The organism is Lysinibacillus sp. NPDC048646 (assembly GCF_050272295.1).
In the GTDB taxonomy this organism is placed as follows: domain Bacteria; phylum Bacillota; class Bacilli; order Bacillales_A; family Planococcaceae; genus Lysinibacillus.
In genome coordinates this window covers 1-23879 of the sequence record NZ_JBNNLZ010000021.1, presented here as the reverse complement: position 1 = coordinate 23879, position 23879 = coordinate 1, and the positions used below count along the sequence as shown (strand labels likewise).

The 23879-nt window shown below is 37.1% G+C and carries 22 protein-coding genes and 2 riboswitches; of the genes, 18 read left to right on the top strand and 4 right to left on the bottom strand.

Annotated features, from left to right (window positions below; genetic code table 11):
- Positions 1-4: 4 nt before the first annotated feature.
- Together ACQKII_RS18670 and ACQKII_RS18665 are read right to left on the bottom strand one after the other, a co-directional pair.
- The gene (locus tag ACQKII_RS18670) at positions 5-757 is read right to left on the bottom strand and encodes an ABC transporter permease (protein WP_427461805.1); all 753 of its coding nucleotides are present in this window, start codon (positions 755-757) and stop codon (positions 5-7) included.
- The gene (locus ACQKII_RS18665; RefSeq protein ID WP_427461803.1) at positions 754-1485 is read right to left on the bottom strand and encodes a phosphate ABC transporter ATP-binding protein; all 732 of its coding nucleotides are present in this window, start codon (positions 1483-1485) and stop codon (positions 754-756) included. Before ACQKII_RS18665 ends, ACQKII_RS18670 begins: the two co-directional genes overlap by 4 nt.
- 124 nt (positions 1486-1609) lie before the next feature.
- On the opposite strand from ACQKII_RS18665, the gene ACQKII_RS18660 reads away from it, so the two are divergent.
- A complete protein-coding gene (locus tag ACQKII_RS18660) occupies positions 1610-2110 on the top strand; it encodes a methylated-DNA--[protein]-cysteine S-methyltransferase (protein ID WP_427461802.1) in 501 nt (166 codons plus the stop codon).
- A 58-nt stretch (positions 2111-2168) separates the two neighbouring features.
- Here ACQKII_RS18660 and ACQKII_RS18655 read toward each other — a convergent pair whose 3' ends face one another.
- Both ACQKII_RS18655 and ACQKII_RS18650 read right to left on the bottom strand, forming a co-directional pair.
- Complete coding sequence (locus ACQKII_RS18655) at positions 2169-3464, bottom strand: ammonium transporter (RefSeq protein ID WP_427461800.1); 1296 nt, start codon at positions 3462-3464, stop codon at positions 2169-2171.
- A gap of 14 nt (positions 3465-3478) precedes the next feature.
- Entirely contained in the window at positions 3479-3820 is a 342-nt protein-coding gene (locus tag ACQKII_RS18650) for a P-II family nitrogen regulator (protein ID WP_427461798.1), read from the bottom strand.
- A 312-nt stretch (positions 3821-4132) separates the two neighbouring features.
- On the opposite strand from ACQKII_RS18650, the gene ACQKII_RS18645 reads away from it, so the two are divergent.
- The 17 genes from ACQKII_RS18645 (at position 4133) to ACQKII_RS18565 (ending at position 23520) form a co-directional block, all read left to right on the top strand.
- Entirely contained in the window at positions 4133-5602 is a 1470-nt protein-coding gene (locus ACQKII_RS18645; RefSeq protein WP_427461796.1) for a nicotinate phosphoribosyltransferase, read from the top strand.
- 15 nt (positions 5603-5617) lie between these two features.
- Positions 5618-6442 carry an ammonia-dependent NAD(+) synthetase gene (gene nadE, locus ACQKII_RS18640; protein ID WP_427461794.1) on the top strand — a complete coding sequence of 275 codons (825 nt, stop codon included), beginning with the start codon at positions 5618-5620 and terminating at the stop codon, positions 6440-6442.
- Between the two features lie 164 nt (positions 6443-6606).
- Positions 6607-6927, top strand: a complete 321-nt coding sequence (locus tag ACQKII_RS18635; protein WP_427461792.1) for an NAD synthetase — start codon at positions 6607-6609, stop codon at positions 6925-6927.
- A 334-nt stretch (positions 6928-7261) separates the two neighbouring features.
- Positions 7262-7900: a nitrous oxide reductase accessory protein NosL gene (locus ACQKII_RS18630; RefSeq protein WP_143996299.1), complete on the top strand. Its 639-nt coding sequence runs from the start codon at positions 7262-7264 to the stop codon at positions 7898-7900.
- Positions 7901-7957: 57 nt separating this feature from the next.
- The gene (locus tag ACQKII_RS18625; RefSeq protein ID WP_427461790.1) at positions 7958-9232 is read left to right on the top strand and encodes a right-handed parallel beta-helix repeat-containing protein; all 1275 of its coding nucleotides are present in this window, start codon (positions 7958-7960) and stop codon (positions 9230-9232) included.
- A complete protein-coding gene (locus ACQKII_RS18620) occupies positions 9229-9681 on the top strand; it encodes a nitrous oxide reductase accessory protein NosL (RefSeq protein ID WP_427461788.1) in 453 nt (150 codons plus the stop codon). The genes ACQKII_RS18625 and ACQKII_RS18620 overlap by 4 nt, the downstream gene beginning before the upstream one ends.
- On the top strand, positions 9678-10490 hold the full coding sequence (locus ACQKII_RS18615; RefSeq protein ID WP_427461786.1) for an ABC transporter permease: 813 nt from the start codon (positions 9678-9680) through the stop codon (positions 10488-10490). Before ACQKII_RS18620 ends, ACQKII_RS18615 begins: the two co-directional genes overlap by 4 nt.
- A complete protein-coding gene (locus ACQKII_RS18610) occupies positions 10490-11167 on the top strand; it encodes an ABC transporter ATP-binding protein (protein WP_427461784.1) in 678 nt (225 codons plus the stop codon). Before ACQKII_RS18615 ends, ACQKII_RS18610 begins: the two co-directional genes overlap by 1 nt.
- A gap of 297 nt (positions 11168-11464) precedes the next feature.
- Positions 11465-12409: an AAA family ATPase gene (locus ACQKII_RS18605; protein WP_427461782.1), complete on the top strand. Its 945-nt coding sequence runs from the start codon at positions 11465-11467 to the stop codon at positions 12407-12409.
- Entirely contained in the window at positions 12406-13587 is a 1182-nt protein-coding gene (locus ACQKII_RS18600) for a DUF58 domain-containing protein (protein ID WP_427461780.1), read from the top strand. Before ACQKII_RS18605 ends, ACQKII_RS18600 begins: the two co-directional genes overlap by 4 nt.
- Positions 13584-15767 carry a transglutaminase TgpA family protein gene (locus ACQKII_RS18595; protein ID WP_427461778.1) on the top strand — a complete coding sequence of 728 codons (2184 nt, stop codon included), beginning with the start codon at positions 13584-13586 and terminating at the stop codon, positions 15765-15767. Before ACQKII_RS18600 ends, ACQKII_RS18595 begins: the two co-directional genes overlap by 4 nt.
- Positions 15768-15802: 35 nt before the next feature.
- Positions 15803-15904: riboswitch (purine riboswitch) on the top strand.
- 153 nt (positions 15905-16057) lie between these two features.
- The gene (gene guaA, locus ACQKII_RS18590; RefSeq protein ID WP_427461776.1) at positions 16058-17611 is read left to right on the top strand and encodes a glutamine-hydrolyzing GMP synthase; all 1554 of its coding nucleotides are present in this window, start codon (positions 16058-16060) and stop codon (positions 17609-17611) included.
- A 399-nt stretch (positions 17612-18010) separates the two neighbouring features.
- Positions 18011-18160 carry a hypothetical protein gene (locus tag ACQKII_RS18585; protein ID WP_016429071.1) on the top strand — a complete coding sequence of 50 codons (150 nt, stop codon included), beginning with the start codon at positions 18011-18013 and terminating at the stop codon, positions 18158-18160.
- A 452-nt stretch (positions 18161-18612) separates the two neighbouring features.
- On the top strand, positions 18613-19698 hold the full coding sequence (locus tag ACQKII_RS18580) for an SH3 domain-containing protein (RefSeq protein WP_427461774.1): 1086 nt from the start codon (positions 18613-18615) through the stop codon (positions 19696-19698).
- Positions 19699-20495: 797 nt separating this feature from the next.
- Positions 20496-20702: a hypothetical protein gene (locus tag ACQKII_RS18575; protein WP_427461772.1), complete on the top strand. Its 207-nt coding sequence runs from the start codon at positions 20496-20498 to the stop codon at positions 20700-20702.
- Positions 20703-21286: 584 nt separating this feature from the next.
- Positions 21287-21499 carry a hypothetical protein gene (locus ACQKII_RS18570; RefSeq protein WP_427461770.1) on the top strand — a complete coding sequence of 71 codons (213 nt, stop codon included), beginning with the start codon at positions 21287-21289 and terminating at the stop codon, positions 21497-21499.
- A gap of 485 nt (positions 21500-21984) precedes the next feature.
- Positions 21985-22086: riboswitch (purine riboswitch) on the top strand.
- Between the two features lie 129 nt (positions 22087-22215).
- Positions 22216-23520, top strand: a complete 1305-nt coding sequence (locus ACQKII_RS18565) for an NCS2 family permease (protein WP_427461768.1) — start codon at positions 22216-22218, stop codon at positions 23518-23520.
- Positions 23521-23879 lie beyond the last annotated feature (359 nt).

The following is a 23879-nucleotide window of genomic DNA, read 5'->3' as shown; positions in this document are numbered from 1 at the left end:
ACAATTATTTGTTATCTAGTATTTGCATACGTTCATTAAAAAGTGCTGGATAGCTTAAAAAGCCTATCATTATGCTCGATAATGTTGCGGTTGTTAGAAGTGCGAAAATGATCAAAAGTTGAAATTGTACCGCTTGGATAGGGTCTGCACCACCGATTATTTGACCACTCATCATACCTGGTAGTTGCACAAGCCCAATTGTTTTTTGGCTTTCAATTGTTGGGATCATACTTGCTTTAATAGCACTAATTAATTGCCGATGAATGGCCTGTTTTGGGGTACCGCCGAGTGATAAAATCAGTTCTATTTCATTTTGATGACTTGTAATTTCTGCTGTAAAACGATTTAAAAATAATATAGATAATACCATAGAATTTCCAATCAACATACCGCTAATAGGAATGATATACTGTGCTGTTGCAGGTATAATGCCAAAACCTATTAATACGCCTTGTGTCACAAACTCAACCACAACAAGGGTAATGGCTATCTTCCATGTAATTCCTCTTATTCCTTCTCCTTTTTTACGAGCGTTTAGAGTTGCAACAAAAATCATCAATGCCACCATCGATAAAATATAAATAATGCTTCCTGTGTCAAAGACTAATTTTAAAATGTAGCCAACTGCTAATAACTGGATAATTGAGCGTATAGTTGCAATGATCGTATCTTTTTCAAGACCAAGCTTTAAAGTTTTTGATAATATCAATGGAATTAACACAAAAATCAATGTAAGGGAGAGTGCTGTATAAGTCATGCGTTTATCCCCTTTACAAATTCAGTAACACGAGGATTTTTGGGTGCATTCAGTAGTGAACTTTGTCCAGTTTCGATAAGTTCTCCATCCATCATAACCCATGTGTAATGCCCAATTGTTAGTGCTTGCTGTAAGTTATGTGTAATCCAAATCATCGTGACATTGTATTTTTTGTTTAATGTAACAATGAGTGCCTCAATGTCCTGTACTGATTGACGATCGAGGGCAGAGGTAATCTCATCTAATAATAGGATAGAAGATTGATTGATGAGGGTGCGTGCGATTGATACCTTTTGGCGTTGTCCACCGGATAATTCAGTTGTTGAACGTTGTAAGAAGCTTTCATCAAGTCCGACGTCTTGTAGATACTGGGTGGCTTCTTGTTCGGTTAGTGTTTTTCCTTGTAGGGAACGAGGAAGAGCTAGATTATGAAAAACCGAGCCAGCAATCATTGGAGCGGCTTGAAGAGCGATACCTACCTGTCTACGTAAAGTAGTAGGTTCATAGGAAGCAATTGGTTGATCATCAATGAAAATATTTCCCTCTGTCGGTGTCAGTAGCCCATTACACATTTTCAGCAACGTTGTTTTACCTGCACCTGAGGGTCCTACGAGTGTCGTAATTTTTCCCTTCGGTATTGACCCGGTAATTGTTTTTAAAATGGTCTTATTTTTTACTGAAAAGCTGACCTGTTGAAAGTGAATTGCGGGTTTGTATAACGTTTTCATATAGTGGGCACTCCTTTATACTAGTAAGTAGTATTACTGTAGCATAGAAATAAATGGATGCTACAGATATTTTTCATTTTCGCAATAGAGTACTAATAAATGATATGTAAGGAGAATAGGATAAATGGATGTTTTATATATAGATACGCTAACATATGCACAGGGGAAAATGTACATCGTTGCATCGGAAGAAGGTCTTGTTTATATCGGAACACCAAATGCGCCGTTTGTTGAAGTAGAAGTTTGGGCGAAGAAGCCATTTAAAGGCTATAGCTTCCAAGAGAATAAAGAAAAACTAGTACCTTACGTAAAACAACTAACGGCTTATTTTAATGGACAACTTACTGAATTTGATATACCAATTCATGTGAAGGGAACACCTTTTCAGCTAGCGGTATGGGATGCTTTAAAAGCGCTTCCTTTCGGTACGACAACATCATACTCTGATATTGCACAACGGATTGGAAACCCAAAAGCGGTAAGGGCTGTTGGGAGTGCAATAGGCGCCAACCCAATATTGGCTATTATTCCATGTCATCGTGTCATTGGGAAAAATGGTAAGCTTACAGGTTTTCGCAGTGGTCTAGCGATGAAAGAGTTTTTACTTCAATTAGAGAGAGCATAAAAAGGAGCCTTCTCATATGTTCTGTGAGAAGGCTCTTTTTTGCCGAAAAAGTATTTTTTTATACATGTTCCTCATGTACGTTTGTTGGAGATTTACCGAAATGTGTTAATCGTTGAGCAAATGTTTCCCCTTGTACAGCAGAACTTTTGAAAATATCTTGGTATTCGTAAGCTGGCGTACCGTGTTCGATAACATCTAGACCAGCAACCTCTTCCTCCGTTGTTACACGTAATGGGACAAATACTTTTATGATGAATAAGCCGGCAGATACTGACACGCCAACCCAAGCGATTGTTGCGATAACACCAATTACTTGAACACCAAGTAAACCAAAACCTCCACCGTAGAATAAACCTTGACCGCCAACATCAAATAATCCAACGGCAAGTGTTCCCCAAACACCACAAATACCATGAACAGCTATCGCCCCTACAGGATCATCAACTTTCAGCTTCCACTCTATGAAACGGACGCCTTCCACTAATAATGGCGCTGCAATCAAACCGATTATAATGGAACCGATAATGCTGACGTTCGCTGCACCAGCTGTAATACCTACAAGTCCTGCTAACGCACCGTTTAGTGTTAGTGAGCCGTCAATGTGACCGTAGCGGAATTTAGTATAAAAAGCAGTAGCCACAACACCAGCGGCAGCAGCGAAAAATGTGTTAGCAATAACACTAGGTACAAGTGTGGGATCGGCCGCTAACGTAGATGCGCCGTTAAAGCCGAACCATCCGAACCAAAGTAAGAACACACCTAATGCACCTAATGGAATACTATGGCCTGTTATAACGTTGACGCGTCCATTTTCATATTTTCCTAGACGAGGACCGATAATTGCTGCTGCCACAAAGGCTGCTACTGCACCTGTTAAGTGAACAACAGTTGAACCGGCGAAATCTACGAAACCTAAATCCGTTAACCAGCCTTGACCGCTCCAAATCCAGTGACCAACTACAGGATAAACTAAAAACGTCATTAAAACGATAACTCCGATATAAGCAAAAATATTAGTACGCTCTGCTACAGCACCTGATAGAATGGTTGCGCCAGTTGCTGCAAACATTGTTTGGAAGATAAAGAATGAAAGGTCATCTACACCATTTAAAGCGAAGCCACTTGTTCCGATGATACCACCAGCTGTATCGCCAAACATAAAAGCGTAACCACAAAAGAAATAAACGATACCACCAAGTGAAATGGTTAGAAAGTTTTTCATGATAATATTGACTGCATTTTTCGATCGAGTAAATCCAGCCTCAACCATTGCAAATCCTGCATGCATAAAGAATACTAAAACTGTTCCGAGCATAACCCAAACTAAATTTACAGATAACATCACTTCATCCATTTACATCGCCCCCTTTAATCTACTGCAACTGATCCGACTTCTTTAGTGCGGATACGAATTGCCTGTTCCACTGGATAAATAAAGATCTTACCGTCTCCAACTTTACCAGTCGCTGCATCACGTAATAGAACTTGCACTATGGCATCAACTTTTTCGTCATCGACAATCATTTCTAACTTTAATTTTGGTAAAAATTCAATCTCATACGCATTCCCACGAAATAAACCTGTCCGGCCTAATTGGCGACCACAGCCAGCGATTTCTGAAATACTTAGACCTGCAATTCCTTCCTTTGCAAGACCATCCCTAACAATGCCGAAAACTTCGGGACGAATAATTGCCTCTATTTTTTTCATCAAAACCAGCTCCTTGTGTTAATTTAATTTACATGTTAAAACGAATAAATAAACAACGCAATTATTATTTTGATAGTTATGTAAGGTTATATAACATTGAATGTTTCGTTTTTCGAAGTAAAATGCAAAAAAGCTAATTATTTAAGGAATGAAAGCGGTGCTAAAATTTGTGTCTGAAATGTGTACAGTTCGAAATTTTCTGATTATTTATGTAAGGAAATCTAACATCTGCGTTCAAAGATGTTAAACGCAAGAATTTGGGTATATAGTGTATACTAGGGCTAATTATGAAAGCGGAAGAAGGGTTTTCTTATGAGATCAAACTATGTTGACGATAGCTTAGCGCTGCACACAGACTTATATCAAATCAATATGGCGGAGTCCTATTGGGCTGATGGCATACATAATAGAAAAGCAATTTTTGAATTATATTTTAGAAAATTACCGTTTGGCAATGGTTATGCAATATTTGCAGGGTTAGAGCGAATGCTCGAGTATTTGCGGAATTTTCGCTTTAGTGAATCGGATATTGCGTATTTACGTGAAGTGGTTGGCTATAAAGAAGACTTTATCGACTATTTAAAAAATATTCGATTTACAGGGGACATGTATTCAATGGTGGAAGGGGAGCTTGTTTTCGCAAATGAACCAATTGTACGCATTGAAGCACCTTTAGTGGAGGCCCAACTAATCGAGACGGCGCTACTGAACATTGTAAACTATCAAACCCTGATAGCAACAAAGGCGAGTCGTATTAAGCAAATTGTAAAAAATGAAACGGCAATGGAATTTGGAACGCGTCGTGCGCAAGAAATGGATGCAGCTATTTGGGGAACGCGTGCGGCCTTTATCGGTGGTTTTGCATCTACTAGTAACGTTCGTGCAGGTAAATTATTTAACATTCCTGTATCGGGTACACATGCACATGCGCTTGTGCAGGCATATAAAAATGATTATGATGCATTTCATGCCTATGCTAGACGTCACCGTGATTGTGTATTCTTAGTGGATACTTACAACACATTGAAATCAGGTGTGCCAACAGCAATAAAAGTAGCAAAGGAACTTGGAGATAAAATTAATTTTGTTGGTATCCGCTTAGATAGTGGGGATATTGCTTTCTTATCAAAAGAAGCGCGTCGTATGCTAGATGAAGCTGGCTACCATGATGCGAAAATCGTGGTTTCCAACGATCTTGATGAATACACGATTTTGAACTTAAAGGCTCAAAACGCACGCGTGGATGTATGGGGAATTGGAACAAAGCTTATTACAGCTTACGATCAACCTGCGCTAGGGGCTGTTTATAAAATGGTTGCTATCGAAAATGATAAAGGTCAGCTAGAAGATACAATTAAAATTTCTGCGAATGCTGAAAAGGTTTCGACACCAGGTCTCAAAAATTTATATCGCATTATCGATCGTAAGAATGGCAAAGCAGAGGGAGACTATATTACGATGCATGACGAAGACCCTCAATCCGAAGAACGTATTAAAATGTTCCACCCTGTGCATACATTTGTATCGAAATTTGTAACGAACTTTGAAGCGAAAAATTTACATCAACATGTTATTAGAAATGGCTTTGTAAGCTATCAAAATCCTACATTAGAAGAAATGCGTACTTATGCTGCCGATAATTTGGAATTGCTATGGGATGAATATAAGCGTTCCATGAATCCAGAAGAGTATCCGGTCGATTTAAGTCAAAAATGCTGGGATAATAAAATGCGCAATATAGAAGAAGTTCGGGACATGGTCAATAGAATTGTGAAAGAGTAAGGAGTGGAAAGTGATATGACTTTACAGCAACAAATCATTCAGGAATTACGTGTATTACCGATCATTGATGCACAAGAAGAAATTCGAAAATCCGTTGATTTTTTGAAAGCATATGCACGCAGGTATAGCTTTGTAAAAGGTTTTGTGCTTGGCATATCAGGTGGACAAGACTCTACTTTGACAGGAAAGCTAACACAACTTGCTATTGATGAGTTGAATGCAGAGGCGGGAGAAATGAAATATTCATTTTGGGCAGTTCGTTTACCGTATGGTGTGCAAGCGGATGAACAGGACTGTCAGGATGCAATAGATTATATAAAACCTACGAAGACCTATACAGTGAACATTAATGAAGCGGTAGATGCCAGTGTCCGTGCATTAGCAATTGCTGGTGTAGAGCTGAGTGATTTTGCAAAAGGGAATGAAAAAGCGCGTGAACGAATGAAAGTACAGTTTTCGATTGCTGCGATGAATAGCGCCGTTGTTTTAGGAACAGATCATGCTGCGGAGGCAATCACTGGTTTTTATACAAAATTTGGTGATGGTGCAGCGGATTTAATGCCGATTTATCGTCTTAACAAACGTCAAGGTAAACAGTTGTTGGCGGCGCTAGAATGCCCAGCGCACTTGTATTTAAAAGTACCAACAGCAGATTTAGAGGAAAATCGTCCATCATTACCAGACGAAGTGGCCTTAGGCCTAACTTATGACCAAATTGATGATTATTTAGAGGGGAAGGAAATTCCTAAAGAGGCTTGTGAATTGCTAGAAGGACATTATTTACGGTCACAGCATAAACGCCATATGCCGATCACAATTTTTGATGTTTTTTGGAAATAAAATAATTCTATGGTAAAAGAGCTGGTCTAAAGTGTATGGTACATACTTTTCGGACATGCTCTTTTCTACTTTTTTATGGTTTTGGTTCTAGAAGCTTGATTGCGAGCATATAATGTCGATATAAATACCTATAAAGTTGAAAAAGTAAAGGAGGGGTAATTATTATGAGGACTTCTAGAGTAAGTGCAACGACAAACAGTACTTTTCGTAATGAACAGCAATATTTGCATGCAGGTGATATTAGCCATAATTTCGGACAAAATCCTAAACAAAAATTTAAGCAGAGCATGCATAAGAGTAATGAAAATAAACAGACAATTAAAAAGAAACAAATCAAGCCACATAGTCGAAATAAAATAGAGCCATCTTATGTAGATAACGGAAGTGATCTGCAAATACGTAATGAACTATCTGAAACAGCTGTAAAACTCAGTCGTTTAAGCAAGCAAAAGAAACGTCTCAATAGTTACCGCTCTTCTATATAACCAAATAACCAATCGTGAAATTGACCCTCTCTGCCATTTATGGTGAAGGGGGTTTTTATGTGCCTTCAAAAAAATCGGTAAAGTTTCATAACGCTCAAGTAAGTCCCTGCTCCGCTCAGTTGACATAAGCGCTGTACCGATAAAATACCACTCTGATTATGTGTTTTAGACAAATGGCTATGCACTAAATAACCAATGAAAATCTTGATTTCGAGACGTTCAATAATTAGTCAATTGGATTTTTCCGATTCTTCACAGGGATTTTCATCTTATTTCACAACTCATCTGTAAAGTAATAAGTGGCAACAGAAAAAAAGAATTGGGGGAAGCAGTTGTGAAAAAATTATGGATACCTGCACTGGCAATTTTACTATTACTAGGTGCATGTGGTGCAGAGAAAACGCAAGTCAAGGAAGCTGAATCTAAGCAAGGGGAAGCGACAACTACATCAGAAATCAAGGATACTTCTGTACAAATTGCTTCATTGGTTGATCCACGTTTACAAGAGCCGAAAGAAGATACTGTTTGTGAAATGTGTAATATGAAAGTTTATATGAAGGATCATGAAATGGGTATGTTTTCTACACAAGCGATTAAAGAGGATGGGACAGTTACTTTTTACGATGACATTGGCTGCTTACTAAATGCAGAGGTAGCGAATGAAGAAAAAAATGAAAAATTTGTTCGTGATTACAATACAAAAGCATGGGCAAAGGTAGAGGATGTCACAATCGTCAAAACAGAGCTGAAATCACCGATGAACTGGGGCTATATTTATTTCAGTGAAAAAGCAGATGCAGATAAATATATAGCTGAAAACCCTAAAGCATATGTAGAAGAATTACATAAAATTAAAGAGGATGCTCTTGAGCGTCGCAAAAAGAAAATGCAAGAAAAAGAAGCAAATGGTGATGTGGAGTCAATGCAAATGGAAGAAATGAGTCAAGAACAAGGGCATGACAATAATCATTAATACAGGAAGGCTAGGGGAATCCCCTAGTCTTTTTATGCTGAACAGGGAGGAAGCGGTATGGTGAAGAAAATAGGTAGTGTCTTATTGTTCTTACTATTTATGAGCCAGACAGTCTATGCAGATTTTGATATACAAAAGTCTATTGATAAAGCAAAGCCTGGAGCAACAATTACAATCCCGGCTGGACAGTATGAAGGTAACTTTGTATTAACGAAAAAAATAACACTGCGTGGTGAACAAGGAACAGAGCTAGTCGCACTTGGGGACGAGCCGGTGCTTCGTATTGACAGTGCTGCAACAGTGACAATTGAAAATATGACATTATCGGGTAATAAACAAGCGATTGTGGCAAGTGGCGTAGATGGTCTAGAGCTAAGATATCTGAACATTAAGGATATTCATACAGGCGTGCATATTCAACGGTCGAAAAATGTGCATATACAACACATTGAAGTAGCTGGTAATAAGGAACATTATTCGAAAAAGGGCAATGGACTAGCGATTTTTAAGAGTGAGGATGTTGTGGTTGAGGACACCAACATAAAAGATGTACAGGATGGGATTTACGTAGAAGAAGTGGAGAACATTCTTATACAAAATAACAAAATATCAAACAGCCGTTATGGTACACATTTTATGTATTCAAGTAATGCACAGGCGTTTCATAATACATATCAAAATAACGTCACGGGTCTCATGATTATGATGACTAGTGACATTTCTATCAAGAGCAATCATCTAGCGAATCACAACGGTTTAAATAGCTACGGTATGTTGTTCTATGACGTACAGCAAGCGGTTGTGGAACTTAATACAATTATGAACAATCGAACAGGTGTGGCGTTGCAAAAAAGTACAGGTGTTCAAATAGCGAATAATGATTTCCGAATGAATCAAACGGCACTTGAAGGAATGAAGGTAGATGGCACTTCGATGGTGACGAATAATATATTTACAGGCAATATTATGACGGCACGCTCTGATCAGCAAGGCTTTTTACTTGCGAATAATTATTACGATGATTACTCGGGCATTGATTTAGAGAATGACGGGATTGGCGATGTTCCGTACGTGGCCGTGTCAAGTTTTGGACAATGGATGGTGCGTCAGCCTGTTTATCAATATTTTGTGGCATCACCTAGTGTGGTTTTGCTAACTTCACTTGATCAACAAATAAATAAGACTGAGAAGACGGTACTTGTCGATGTTGCACCGAAGCTAAAGATAAAGCAAATAACAAAAAACAACGAGATAAATTTAAAACAGTTATTAATGGGATTGCTCATTGTAATCGCTAGTATGTGGTTCTGGAAAAGAGGGATGATGGAATGAAAAAATGGATACTGATTGTCGTTGTATGTTGTGTATTACTAGTTAGCTGTCGTGAAGAAACATATGGACCACGTGAAATTGTTGGTGAAACGGATGTTTGCAAAATTTGCAATATGAGTATAGTTCATCATGAATATGCGGGACAAATTGCTCTAAAAAACGGTGATTATGAAATTTTCGATGATCTAGGTTGTCTAATGGAATATATTCATGCAAATGGAGAAGATGAGATTGGTGCCGCATTTATTAAGGATACTATCAAAAACGAGTGGGTAGATGTTTTTGATGCGACGTTTGTCTATAACAAGGAGTATTGGACACCGATGAATTATGGCGTATTGGCTTTTAAAACGAAGGATTCCGCAATTGAATGGATGGCTACAAATGGGGATGGACAGGTTCTAGTTTATAAGGATTTACATGATTTTAACTGGGGGATTCACCAATGATGGATAGTATGCTCATGAAACTTGAATTGAAGCAGATGTTGAGAAGTCGGTGGATGCAACTTGTAGGCTTGCTGTTTACATTCGTTTTTATAGCGATTATAGTCATTCAACAAATGGCGCTGCCTGATGTTGAAGGCTTTACGCGCCAAACAGCTTCGTTTTTAAATGTATTATTATTTTTGTTACCGTTATTTATTTTAACAATAGGCAGTATGAGTGTTGCTGGTGATATCGAATCGGGTTGGTTTTCTTTATTAAAGACATATCCCATGACTATGACGCGATACATTGTCGGAAAGTATGTGGCATCTGTTGTTGCCTTTGTATTAGTTGTTGTGGGAGCGTTTGGTGTTGTGCTGGCACTTGGGGGATTTCTTGGTGGTGTACGTTTGCCATTAATTTTTATTACCCTGACGTTCATATGTATTGTGATATTCGCGTCACTAGCAATCGCCATTGGAGCGTTTGCAAAAACAAGATTATTTGCACTGTCGCTGTCGCTTATTTTATGGTCATTTTTTCTGTTGCTTTTATCATACGCATTAATGGCAATTGGTACAGTAGTTGCGGGGCATATTTTACAAAAGCTAACGATTATAGTAATGCACCTTAATCCTGCGGAATGGCTACGCTTTGGCTACTTTATTTTTTCTGATCAAGCGAGTGTACTGGGACCAGCGTTTTATGGTGTCACACAGTTTTATTCTTCATATCTAGGCTATGCGGTCTATGGGGCAGTGACAGTTCTTTGGGTAACTGTACCGCTACTATGTGCAAGTAAGCTACTACAGAAAAGAGGGAGAAGCTAATGTTACTTGAGGCGAGGGATTTATCGCAAATATACGAAAATAATAAAGGTCTTAAAAAAGCATCCTTTTCTGTGAGGGCCGGACGTATATTGGCACTTGCTGGAGGAAATGGTGCAGGTAAAAGCACACTTATTCGCCTCTTGACTGGTCAGGAAACACAAATGGCTGGGGAGCTTATTTGGCAGGAGCGGCAGGCTATTCGTTTTATGCCGGACGATGTAGATTTTCCATCGATGCTAACAGCAGTAGAAGTTATCCAGTTACTGGCTTCGTTAAAAAAAGTTGAGATACATGAAAGCTTGGAAGTTTTAAAACGTGTAGGATTATGGGATGTAAAGAAACAAAAGGTTCAGCAATTTTCAAAAGGCATGCGTCAGCGTCTAAATCTAGCGCAGAGTTTACTTGGAAATGGACCATTACTTATTTTAGATGAGCCAACAAATGGTCTTGATCCATATTGGATTGCTGAGCTGAAAAAAATGATGTTAGAAGAAAAAGCGAAAGGTTGTACAGTAGTATTTTCCACGCATTTATTAGCTTTTGCAGAGGAAGTAGCGGATGATGTATTGGTTTTACATGAAGGGGAAATATTAATTTCTGGGGACTTGAAGAAAATACTTGCGGAAGAAAATAACGCTACTTTAGAAAAAATATGGTTAAAAAAATTAAATTTGTAACATTTTGATAGGTGATAACGTTATATACTAGTAACTGTGCTTGTTTGAAAAGAAACTTCAGACAAGCCTTTTTTAGTGTGCTTCAAAGGACGGATGAACGCCATCTTATTATGAAGAATTACGAATAAGAAACAAGGAGAACGTACATAATGGTCCAACTGATGTTGCTAAATATTAAATAATCCAAATGTTGGCGGTTTGACATAATTGTGTTACTAAGCAGTTTTCGTTATGCTTAAAGTAAGTTATCGTGCAATTCACACAATTGCTTGGTGAAATAAGGAGGTATTTTGATTTATGAATTCACAAATACAAATTGTACTAGAAAACATAGAAAAAGTGATGATTGGGAAAAGGGAAGTGGCGGAGCTTAGTCTAGTGGCATTGCTCGCAAAGGGGCATGTATTATTAGAAGATGTGCCAGGTGTTGGTAAGACAATGATGGTGCGTGCACTTGCAAAATCATTTGATGCTCAGTTTAAACGTATTCAGTTCACGCCGGATTTATTGCCGTCTGATGTTGTAGGTGTATCTATATACAATCCGAAAACAATGGAATTTGAATTTCGACCAGGTCCAATTATGGGCGATGTCGTGTTAGCAGATGAAATAAATCGAACTTCTCCAAAAACACAATCAGCTTTACTGGAGGGAATGGAAGAAGCTTCAGTTACTATTGATGGCAATACACTTAAAATAACTCAGCCGTTTTTTGTAATGGCTACGCAAAACCCTATTGAACATGAAGGAACGTATCCACTACCAGAGGCGCAGTTAGATCGGTTTTTACTAAAAATAAAAATGGGTTATCCTTCAAGAGGACAAGAGGTGGAAATATTACGCCGAGCAGAAAATGGAAAGCCGATTGAAAAAATTGATGCTGTTCTATCAGTGGCACAATTAATTGAATTGCAGGAGCTTGTCCAAGGTGTCTACGTTGAAGATTCCGTTAAAAAATATATGGTTGAACTGGCTACACAAACGAGGGAGAACAGCTATGTGCATTTAGGGGTTAGCCCACGTGCGACAATTGCCCTAATGAAAGCTTCACAGGCCTATGCATTTATAAAAGGACGTAGTTTTGTGACACCGGATGATGTTCAGTATTTAGTTCCTTTCGTCTTTAGTCATCGCATAACACTGAAGCCAGATGCTCGCTATGATAATGTAACATCTGAGGAAATTATTGAACGTATTATTGCGAAAACGCCTGTGCCCACTAAGAGGTTTGCAGAGCAATGAAAAAATGGCGAGCTCTTTTTGAGAAAAGTAAACATTTCCTATTAGTGACCTTGCTGATGCTAATAACGTTCTGTTATGCCATGTTCCAGGGGGGCTTTGTTAGCTGGTTTGTATTTTTTACTGTTAGTCCCTTTTTGCTATATGCCTTCATTTTTTTGTTAGTTAGAGAAGAGATAGTAGGGGTAGAACGTAAAATTGAACCTTCTCATGTAGTAAGTGGACAATCAGTTAAAGTAACAATAAGCATAGAGCGAAAGACGCGTTTTCCATTTGCTTATATGATGATGGAGGAGCTTGTTAACAGTGAACCACTTGTGCAAGCAAAGGTACAGGGCACAAGTAACATTAAATTTGTTGGCTTTGGAAAAAAGTTTAATTGGAATTATACACTTGAAAGCTTGCCACGTGGAGAGCATCAATATTTAGGTGTTTCCATTGTCTTTAGTGATTTTTTTGGATGGGCAAAGAAGCGCACAGTAATAGAAAAAGAGCAAATAGTTTTAGTGTACCCGAGGGTAAGGGAAATGGCATACGCTGCGCTGCAAACAAAATTCGATATGGGTACAATGATGTCACCATATTCAGTAGTGAAGGATACATCGATGGCTGTAGGTTTACGTGAGTATGTGCCGGGTGACCGATTTTCATGGATTCATTGGAAATCCTTTGCAAAAACACAAACACTTCAGTCAAAAGAATTTGAAGATCGGCAGTCTCAGGAGATATTGTTAGTGATGCATGCAGGGACTTCGCCGTTATTTGAAGAGAAGGTGGAGCTTGCTGCTTCAATGTTACAAACAATTGTGCGAGGACGTGGAGATATTTCTTTTGTTTCATCAGGGGCAAATACGAAGGTGTTTCCACTTGTTCAAAGTGAAAAGCAACTAGATCAAGTGATGCATCATTTAGCTGCTATAAAACCTATCGGAAATGCTGAGTTTCAATTACGGTATCAGCAAAGCTTTAAGCAGATTGCGTCACTTCTACTTGTTACGAACGATGTGTCGGATGAATTACTACATAGTCTCGCCAATATGGCGAAATACTGTATTTGTTTTGTAGTCGCGGAGCAACCACCTAAGCTGCCAGAGATAGCAAAACGTTATAAGCAAATTCAAATTGTACATGTGGATCCAACAGATTATTATCACTTATTCACGGAGGTGATGAAGCCGTGAAAAAATCACTAGGAAATTTTGTAGAATTAGCAATCGCATACGTCATTATTTTCTTTATATTACGTGAATGGCTTGTTCCGGTAATGGAGTTAACGAATACAGGTCTAATTCATTTGTTTTTAGTGTTTATCGGCTTAGCTCTTGTACTTAGCTTATTCGCTGTCAATCCGCTGTTGTCGGGGCTTGTGAAACTTGGCTATATTACATGGTTCGTTGTATTTGTTTATAGCGAAAACGCTGTGTTATCTGGAGAGACAGTGCCATTTTTAATAAATGAAGTGAAATTGAATATGGCAACTATACTTTCTGGGGATTTTGGACAAGTTTCGGATTCGTTTAGAACTGTACTATTTCTAGCGCTTATTTGGATGCTGATATACCTAATTCATCATTGGATTACGGTGCATAAGAATATTTTCTATTTCTTTGTACTGACAGTTTTCTTCATCGCTACACTAGATACATTTAGTGAATATGACGGAAAAGTGGCAATTGTTAAAGTGGTTGTACTTGGTCTTATCATGACGGGCGTGCTGTTTGTGAAGCGTTTATGGCTTCAAACAGGTGCACCAAGTGAAGTGGCTGGGAAGTGGAAAATTGTTGTACCGATGCTTGTTTCGGTAATGCTTGTGACTTTGGTTGCCTACTTTTTACCAAAAGGAGGGCCTACCTGGGCAGACCCAGTTCCATTTATCCAAAGTGTTACAGGTCAAGGAGATTCAGTGACAGGTGGGAACTCTGTTGGCTATAGCGAGGATGATAGTCAGTTAGGAGGACCATTTAAAGGTGATGATACACTGATTTTTACCGCTAGTTCTCGTGATCGACATTATTGGCGTATTGATACAAAGGATACCTATACTTCCAAGGGGTGGATTCAATCTAACGAGAAATTTGGGGAAGCATTTTATCAGGATAATAGTATAATTCCTACCTCACTACAGGTAGGTCCACCTGAAAATGAACGACAAATTGAAATGGATATAAAGGTCCCTATGCCATTTTTAATACAAACATATGGTATGCAATACGTTTCAACAGAAGACCCTACAGTTTTTATACAGAATGAGCAAACGGAAAAAATATTGACAAAGCAACAAAATGGGGATACTAAATTATTGTCTAATTACACGATAGCTTATAGTGAAGCACTCTATAGCATGCAGCAACTTCGCTTATCTGAGCCATCAATGCTTGAAACGTTAGATCCTACTTTAGATCGCTTTTTACAACTACCGAATACGCTGCCACAACGTGTTAAGGATTTGGCTGCGGACTTGATACAAGATAATGCGACGGTGTATGAACAAGTAAAAGCAGTTGAAGGTTATTTCTCAAATGGTGGTTTTAGCTACGATAAAACAGCTGCGGCTATTCCAGCAGAAGGCCAAGATTATGTTGATCAGTTTTTATTTGATACCAAAATTGGCTATTGTGATAATTTCTCTACTTCAATGGTTGTGCTGTTGCGATCAGTGGGTATACCTGCACGATGGGTGAAGGGCTTTGCACCTGGAGATATGGGACCCATCTCAAGTGGTGTACGTGAGTATCACGTAACAAATGATAATGCGCATTCATGGGTAGAGGCCTATATTCCTGGGACAGGTTGGATTGAGTTCGAACCTACAATTGGCTTTTCAGGAACGGTTAATATTGATTATGATTTAGATCGTGAGTCGTCACAACAAGAGGAAGTTTTACAACCAGAAGAACAGAAAGAGCAACCACAAAAAGAAGAACCAGAAACAAAAAAAGCAAAGACTAGTTCATCATTTAACTTAAGTGATGTTTGGAAGTGGTTAATAAAACACACTTACGTATGGTTAGCTATTATTGTTTTAGGAGTTATAGTAAGTTTAACGCTCTTTATGCAACGTAAAACATGGATTCCTAAAATGCAGGTGCGTGCTTATCGTAAAAAAGAAGCGGATTGGACAAATTTTGATGCTTCTTATCAAGTATTGACAAAGCAATTATCACGCATTGGTCTACGTCGAAAAGATGGCGAGACATTACGGGCATTCGCGGAGCGGGTAGATGCATCGTTAGAGACCGGTGAGATGCAAAAACTAACGGCTGTATATGAGCAACATATTTATGGGAATGATGCGAAGGACGTTGATTTTATAAAACTGAAAGAAAGTTGGGAATATTTAATCAATCGCACAATCGGTTGATTTTAGTGGGTACAAAGAGTAAAATGAAAAAAATTATATATGATTAGGATTGCTTTCATATAAGTTCGAAAATAGGGTTCGGATGTTTCTACGAAATCACCGTAAATGATTTCTCTATGAAGGTGAATGTTTTGGTTAGGTGAGAAGTTTAGAGGATCACTTTTCTTTGCTACGCATTTGCCTTTATAAATCAAGAACTTATGGACGCGTAGGAAGTTTTTACTTTCGTACGCGTTTTTCTTTGAACATATGAAAAAAATTCTTTAAAAATAGAAGAAGAGGTGGAAATATTGTCAGTAAGCCCTTTAGTAAAAGAGCAAGAAAAAATCGTTGTTTTAGATTTCGGTAGTCAATTTAACCAATTAATTACGCGACGTATTCGTGAATTTGGTGTGTTTAGTGAATTGCACCCTCATACAATTACAGCAGAAGAGATTAAAGACATGAACGCAGCAGGTATCATCTTTTCAGGTGGTCCAAACTCTGTTTATGATGAAAATGCCTTCCATGTAGATCCAGCTATTTTTGAACTAGGCTTACCAATCTTAGGAATTTGCTATGGTATGCAATTAATGGCTTATACGCAAGGCGGTAAAGTTGAAGGTGCTGAGACACGTGAATATGGTAAAGCGGAAGTACAAGTAACAGCTGCTAACAAATTATTCGGTGATTTACCATCTGAACAAATCGTATGGATGAGCCATGGCGACCACGTAACAGAAGTACCTGCAGGATTTGAAGTGATCGCAACAAGTGCTGCTTGTCCAATCGCTGCAATGGCAAACGTAGAACGTAAACTATATGCAGTACAATTCCACCCAGAAGTTCGTCACTCTGTATATGGTAATGACTTGCTACGTCAATATGTATTCGATATTTGTGGCGCTAAAGGTGATTGGTCAATGGCGAACTTTATCGAGCTAGAAATTGCTAAAATTCGCGAAACAGTTGGCGACAAAAAAGTATTATGTGCCCTTTCTGGGGGTGTGGATTCTTCTGTTGTTGCGGTACTGATTCATAAAGCAATTGGCGACCAACTTACTTGTATGTTTGTAGACCACAACTTAAACCGTAAAGGTGAAGTTGCACAGGTTATGAAAACATTCACGGAAGATTTCGATATGAACCTACTCAAAATCGATGCACGTCAACGTTTTATGGACAAACTTGCGGGCGTTTCTGATCCAGAGAAAAAACGTAAAATTATCGGTAATGAATTTATTTATGTATTCGATGAAGAAGCATCAAAACTTCAAGGTATGGATTTCCTAGCACAAGGTACGTTATATACAGACATTATTGAATCGGGTACAACAACTGCCCAAACAATTAAATCTCACCATAATGTAGGCGGTCTTCCTGAAGACATGCAGTTCAAACTAATTGAACCACTAAAAACACTATTTAAAGACGAAGTGCGTGCTTTAGGTTTAGAGCTAGGTCTAGATGAAAAAATCGTTTGGCGTCAACCATTCCCAGGCCCTGGTCTAGGTATTCGCGTACTTGGTGAAGTGACAGAAGAAAAACTTGAAATCGTGCGTGAATCTGATTTTATTTTACGTGAAGAAATTGCAAAAGCAGGTCTTGATCGCGACATTTGGCAATACTTCACAGTATTACCTGATATCCGTTCAGTTGGCGTAATGGGCGATGCTCGTACGTATGACTATGCAATCGGTATCCGTGCAGTAACGTCAATCGACGGCATGACTTCTGACTGGGCACGTATCCCTTGGGATGTATTAGAGAAAGTTTCTGTACGCCTAGTAAACGAAGTAAAACACGTAAACCGCGTGCTGTATGATATTACATCTAAGCCACCAGCAACGATTGAGTGGGAATAGGACTGTTCAGTAATATAAACTAAACAGGTTATAAACGCAGTCATATCAATGTCTAACGTAGTTTGTTAAGAACTAAATCAATGATTAACGTAAAACTATTTATATTTCAAAAATTAAACTCTCTTTTAGTTATTTATAACAAATAACTGGAAGAGGTTTTTTGTTTTAGTTAAAATTAGCGACTTGATTGATGACTTTAAAATGAATCAGCAAATTTAAGGTCGTAAAGATAAGTATAATGAATACCATTTGGCTATGAATTATTTTACTAAGTTTTTACTGATATATGCAAGGTTAGGCAGTACACTAATAAAGTAAAAAGGTTTACTTCAGTAAAATAAGGTATATTATATTTGTTGAATAGATTCTCTTTAAAAACAAGAAAAGTAGGTGAACAAAGTGGGGAAATATCAATTGGATACCAAAGGTCAGGTGGCTGTGGCAAAGTATCATGAAAAACATAAGCCTGCCAAATTTGATAAAAAGCAGCAACTTGAAAAAATACGTGCGGAGTATTTGAAAAAAAAGCAAAAACAAACAGATAAATAATATGAATGAAAACATAGGAAGACTAAAATCTCCCTATGTTTTTCTTATTCGAAGTTCTTTTTTTCAATTGATTGGGAATAATTTGTTAAGTGAATATATGAAAAAAAGCCTATTTTTAAGGATATGTCAATTTGTTGAATCCTTAAAATAGGCTTTTTTTATAGTTTCATACAAAATTCTCGCTCTATATTTTAGAGGAAAACAGTCTTTAAAGATAAAAATCCCCAGCGGATGTCACGGATTTGGAAGAGGAGCTTTTCGAGCAAGTTCGAAAAAATCCAGACACATTGTTTATATGCGTGTCAGCGGCAATTACGCCGAGGCGTAATTGATACCATTATATGTTTTATTGGTCTTTACACGCTTAAAATTTGGGAATAGATATTGTGGAAATATATACAGTCAATAGGATAAATGGTAGAATAGTGAAAATATATAAGGGGGTAAATTGATTGAATATACTCAAGAAATGGTTTGTTGCAGTTTTTGTACTCGTGATGCTATTTAACATTAAGCACCAAGTAGCAGATGCGGCTGATTATCGAACAGTGAAGGTTGTAAGTGGCTCAAGCTTGCTTGTGAGAGAGTCGCCGAATGATACAGCCAATTCTATTGGCAATCTAATTAAGGATGAATTTGTGATAGAGTTTTCTTCCTCAAATGGTTGGTCCCACATTCAAGCAGGAGATGTAAAGGGATATGTTACTTCCTCTTTTTTAAGTGTTCCACCTTCGAAGATTAAAATCGCAAATTCTAAAAGTGGTCTCGTTGTGAAAACTAAGCCATCTCCTTCAGCACCAACATTAGCTACATTAAAGTATAATATGATTGTTGAAGACTATGGATCAGTAGGAAATGGTTGGTCATTTGTGCAATATGGCAATGTGGTAGGCTATGTTAAATCCGATTTTATTGGGCAGGCTAAAACAACGACAAAGTACGTTAATACAGGTAGTGGGGTTATTGTTCGAAATATTGCTAGTCAATCTGGAGCTTCAGTAGGTTCATTAAGTAATGGTACACAGGTAACTGTACATGCTACATTAGTAGGTTGGTCCTATGTGACCGTTGGTGATATCAAAGGATACGTAGTAGATGCATTTTTATCCACAAAGAAACCTGTTGTGCCTTTCAATAATATTAACTTTAACTTGACTATTCGTGATGTAGAGAAAAATGAAAAATCAAAGTTAATACAAAAACTTCAAGATGGTAGAGAGACTTATTTAATCTATGAAACGACAAAATATGGCTATTCAGCAGAGTTGACATACATTTTTATAGGTGGGCAATTAGAGTATATTAGCTATGATTTCCTTCCTGAACAAGATAGTTATCACACATGGGATCAAATGTCTACTTTACATGACCGACTACATAGACAAGGGATTGCAGAATTTGGTAATGACTATCAATTTACCTATACAAAATATAGCAGTTTACATACAAACTGGGAAAAGAATGGTTACACAGCTTTGATCACTGTGAATGATGACAATCTTTATACATCAGCAAGATTAACGTATTATCGTAAATAAAATTTCGCTCTAAATGGACACTTTCTAACATGAATTTGACTATTATAAATCCAAAGACAGGTACCCTATGCTACTTGTAGTTCATTTTTAGTTTGTTCAAGTGGTGTGCTATGTGTGGATGTTGCGTAGACAAATTCTATAATACTCTCGGTTTTTTTCGTCCTGACGATATGTATGGCAAAACTAATGGTGTGTTGTACAAATATCAAGAAATAGATACACAAACTACACAAGAACCCAGTAACGTTTAATCACTTGTATACTGTGTATTTGTGCACCGTTGAAACAGATACGTCCTTCAACTTATTTACTAAATTTTGTTATATAAAAATTTATCGTAGATTCTTAGTTAGAGAAACTGCTTTTTACATGCAACTATTTATAATGAAAAATTAAACTCTCTTTTATTCGTGTTTTGCGAATGAAGGAGGGTTTTTTTGTCCAAAATTATTGAACTAATAGACGATTTTCGTTTGAATCAAGAGAGGAAGTCAGAATATATAGATTTTGTACCTATCGATTAAAGCGGTGGTATGATTTTATGTTAATGGAATTTGAAATTGAGGAAGTAAAGGACGTTCAACACAACATATGAAAAAATATGTGCAACATTGTTCAGCAGCAGGGACTTGAAAAGCATGTTTTGAATGGAAATTGACAGTCCTTATTAGATTACCTTAAAGAGTATATTTTTATTATTATTAAATTAACGAGTTGAGATAATTTAATAAAATTAAATAAAGGTATTTGTTTATCATTTGATCTTTTACTTTTAGGCAGAAAACATGAGGTAGCAATTGAGGAATTTAAAAATTTATTTAAAACAACGTGCAAAATATTATATTTATTATTCGATTTTATTTATTGTGCTATTGATATGCGTGACTTATTTTATCGGCAGACCAATACATTTTGTTGCACCAACAATTGGAATGGTAACGGGTTATGGAATTTTAGAAGTATTTAATTATAAAGATTGGAAGAAAAATAAAATGAACTTTTGAAACACATTTAGAGTACATAAAGTAATCCATTCTACCCTAGCTTCAAAAAGGGGATACCTAAAACATCACAAATAACAGTATGTACCTAGCCTGCCCATACAGCCGAAGAACGCACTGCATGCCCGACGCAACACCATGCATGGCACATAGTCACTATGGTGGGTAAGATACCACAGATACTAGTAGACAGTAATAGTAATAGTAATAGCATCTTTCACCAGGTAAATATGAACACAAATAAAAGCATGAAAAACCACTGTGCAGTCAGTGGGACACGATAGCGTAAAGGCTTAGGAGTTATATTGTGCTGAAAACTAGGAAATGAATCTCATGATGTTCACTCAGTAATGATGAGAAGCACACCCTATGGAGGGCGACATAGCGTGCTGGGGCGGTCTGTTGTATAAAAAATATATTATCGGCTTCAAAAGTTTTTGTGGTTAAAAAAGGTATTTCGAAAGGGACTCTGGTGATTTATCTTTACTTCAAAGATGATTACTTAATTATTAATCAATAAGGCAGTTAGTAAAAAACTCTTTACTTATTCTTTTCTTTGTAAATGATTTAAAAGAGGGGATTTAAAAATGGTTAGCTTAATTATAGGAGGATGGGTTGGATTAACATTACCCATTCTTTTTTCTGTAGTTTTTGGACTACTTAAATCGATTGTTAATGCTGATGATACAGGCATAAGTATGATAATTATCAGTATATTAATTTGTATCTTAGCTGTTTATGTTGGAATTAAATTATTTGAAAAGAAAATACAACTAAGGTTAGAAAAGCGAAAGAGATAAATATTGCTTCTTCAACTTTAAGGGTAGTACTTTTAAGGGTATTACTTCAAAGAAATAGCCATTTTTATCAATGATTTTCAGGTTTTCATAACATGTTAAAGTTATCAAAGTGACGGATTAAGAACGAAAAATAGTTGAACATAGAAACATTAGCAATGAAAGAACTTATTCCACTATCAAAAATTAACATTTCACTTGAGTAACATAAATTTTTTACAATGTATCGAACAATTTAAAATAGCCGTCACTCCTCGTTTATTGAGGAAGAACATGCTTTTTAAAGAGTTTATACTAAGTATCGATGAAAAAAAGATATAAATTTGAAAGAAAAGCGAATTTTTCGCAAAAGGGTTCTTTTCTATTTTTATCAATGATTTTATAAAACATGAACATTAAATTAGTATTTTACACGAACTTTCGTATTTTTTTTTTATGAAATGTTCGGAAATGGGCTTGAAATCTAAAAAATGAAATGATATATTACGAATGTAAATTAAATAAGTCGTCGTATAATGTCGGGGATAAGGCCCGTGAGTTTCTACCAAGTTACCGTAAATAACTTGACTACGATTTAGTTTTATACGAATGTATAGACACTAAAAACTTTCACACAATAGATGTGATGAAATGTATCGTAGACATGCGACTAGTAGAATAGTCAGTGTGTCTTTTTTGTTTTCGATATTGAAGACGACAACACGGAGGATTTTTTAAAAATGAAAAAGTATTTCATGTTCGATGAGCTGGGTACGAATTACCGTCGCGAAATAATCGGTGGTATTACTACTTTCCTTGCTATGGCTTATATCTTAGCAGTTAACCCGAATATCTTAAGTAATGCGGGAATGGATACAGGTGCAGTTTTTGTTGCTACGGCATTAGCGGCAGCAGTAGGTTCGCTTATTATGGGGATTTTTGCTAAGTTCCCAATTTCATTAGCTCCTGGTATGGGACTTAATGCATTTTTCGCTTTTACTGTGGTAGGAGCATATGGTATCCCGTGGCAAACAGGTTTAACAGGCGTATTTTTTTCAGGGATCATTTTCATTATTCTTTCATTGACAGGTATTCGTGAAACAGTTATTAATGCAATACCAGCTCAACTCAAATATGCAGTATCAGCTGGTATTGGTTTATTTATTACATTTGTTGGTTTACAGGGTGCTGGCATTATTGAAGATAGTCCGGCAACTTTAGTTACATTAGGTTCATTTACAGGTTCAACATTATTAGCAGTATTCGGTATTATTCTTTCAGTCATCCTAATCATTAAATTCCGTAGTGTCGGTATTTTCTTAGGGATGGTTATCACTGCAATCGTTGGTATGATTACTGGTGTAATTGCACCGCCAGATGCAGTTGTTTCGGCGATTCCAAGTGTAGATTCAACATTTATGGTTGCACTTAACCCAATTTTTCATGACTTTGGTTCTTTACTAAACGTTAAATTTTTAGTTGTAGTGTTAACATTTTTATTCGTTGACTTCTTCGATACAGCGGGTACATTAATGGCGGTTGCAACACAAGCTGGTTTAGTAAAAGATGACAAACTACCACGTGCAAGCCGTGCTCTAATGGCTGATGCACTTGCAACAACAATTGGTTCTTTGTTCGGTACTTCAACTACTACTGCTTATGTAGAGTCAACTTCAGGTGTAGCTGCAGGTGCTCGTTCAGGCTTTGCGGCAGTTGTAACGGCTGTATTATTCCTGGTAGCATTGTTCTTCTCACCATTACTTGCGGTGGTAACGCCAGCAGTAACCGCTCCAGCACTTGTTATCGTAGGTGTTTTAATGGTATCGTCTTTACGTTTAATTGATTGGGATAAATTCGAAATTGCAGTACCGGCATTCTTTACAGTATTAATGATGCCTCTTGGTTATTCAATTGCAACTGGTATCGCAATTGGTTTCGTATTCTATCCAGTGACAATGCTTTTAGCGGGTCGTAAAAAAGAAATTCACCCTATGATGTACGGATTATTCTTTGTTTTCCTTGCATACTTCATCTGGGTTCGATAAATTTTGAAAAAGAATCGCCACTAAACTTACAGTTTGGTGGTGATTTTTTCGTTTGTTAAATCATATCTATTAATATAGAAGAAACTCGTTTTTTTATATACTGAATAGTTTTACTTTAAGGAAACACTTGCAAACTATATATTAGAATGGTATATTTAATCACGTTGTTACGATAACAAACGAACAACAAAACAAAAACTTAACAAAGTGTTGACAATAAGTTAACGACATGTTAAAGTATAAAAAGTTACTTAAACAGTAACTAACAACATGAACCTTGAAAACTGAACAAGCAAAACGTAATCAATAAAGTTTTTAGTAGCTAACTTCGGTAAGTGAACGAAACAAAATTTTGGACA

Bases quoted from the DNA above. Each gene is read 5' to 3' on its own strand.
- ACQKII_RS18670 (WP_427461805.1), bottom strand. From the start codon at position 757: ATGACTTATACAGCACTCTCCCTTACATTGATTTTTGTGTTAATTCCA.
- ACQKII_RS18665 (WP_427461803.1), bottom strand. From the start codon at position 1,485: ATGAAAACGTTATACAAACCCGCAATTCACTTTCAACAGGTCAGCTTT.
- ACQKII_RS18660 (WP_427461802.1), top strand. From the start codon at position 1,610: ATGGATGTTTTATATATAGATACGCTAACATATGCACAGGGGAAAATG.
- ACQKII_RS18655 (WP_427461800.1), bottom strand. From the start codon at position 3,464: ATGGATGAAGTGATGTTATCTGTAAATTTAGTTTGGGTTATGCTCGGA.
- ACQKII_RS18650 (WP_427461798.1), bottom strand. From the start codon at position 3,820: ATGAAAAAAATAGAGGCAATTATTCGTCCCGAAGTTTTCGGCATTGTT.
- ACQKII_RS18645 (WP_427461796.1), top strand. From the start codon at position 4,133: ATGAGATCAAACTATGTTGACGATAGCTTAGCGCTGCACACAGACTTA.
- nadE (WP_427461794.1), top strand. From the start codon at position 5,618: ATGACTTTACAGCAACAAATCATTCAGGAATTACGTGTATTACCGATC.
- ACQKII_RS18635 (WP_427461792.1), top strand. From the start codon at position 6,607: ATGAGGACTTCTAGAGTAAGTGCAACGACAAACAGTACTTTTCGTAAT.
- ACQKII_RS18625 (WP_427461790.1), top strand. From the start codon at position 7,958: ATGGTGAAGAAAATAGGTAGTGTCTTATTGTTCTTACTATTTATGAGC.
- ACQKII_RS18620 (WP_427461788.1), top strand. From the start codon at position 9,229: ATGAAAAAATGGATACTGATTGTCGTTGTATGTTGTGTATTACTAGTT.
- ACQKII_RS18615 (WP_427461786.1), top strand. From the start codon at position 9,678: ATGATGGATAGTATGCTCATGAAACTTGAATTGAAGCAGATGTTGAGA.
- ACQKII_RS18610 (WP_427461784.1), top strand. From the start codon at position 10,490: ATGTTACTTGAGGCGAGGGATTTATCGCAAATATACGAAAATAATAAA.
- ACQKII_RS18605 (WP_427461782.1), top strand. From the start codon at position 11,465: ATGAATTCACAAATACAAATTGTACTAGAAAACATAGAAAAAGTGATG.
- ACQKII_RS18600 (WP_427461780.1), top strand. From the start codon at position 12,406: ATGAAAAAATGGCGAGCTCTTTTTGAGAAAAGTAAACATTTCCTATTA.
- ACQKII_RS18570 (WP_427461770.1), top strand. From the start codon at position 21,287: ATGGTTAGCTTAATTATAGGAGGATGGGTTGGATTAACATTACCCATT.
- ACQKII_RS18565 (WP_427461768.1), top strand. From the start codon at position 22,216: ATGAAAAAGTATTTCATGTTCGATGAGCTGGGTACGAATTACCGTCGC.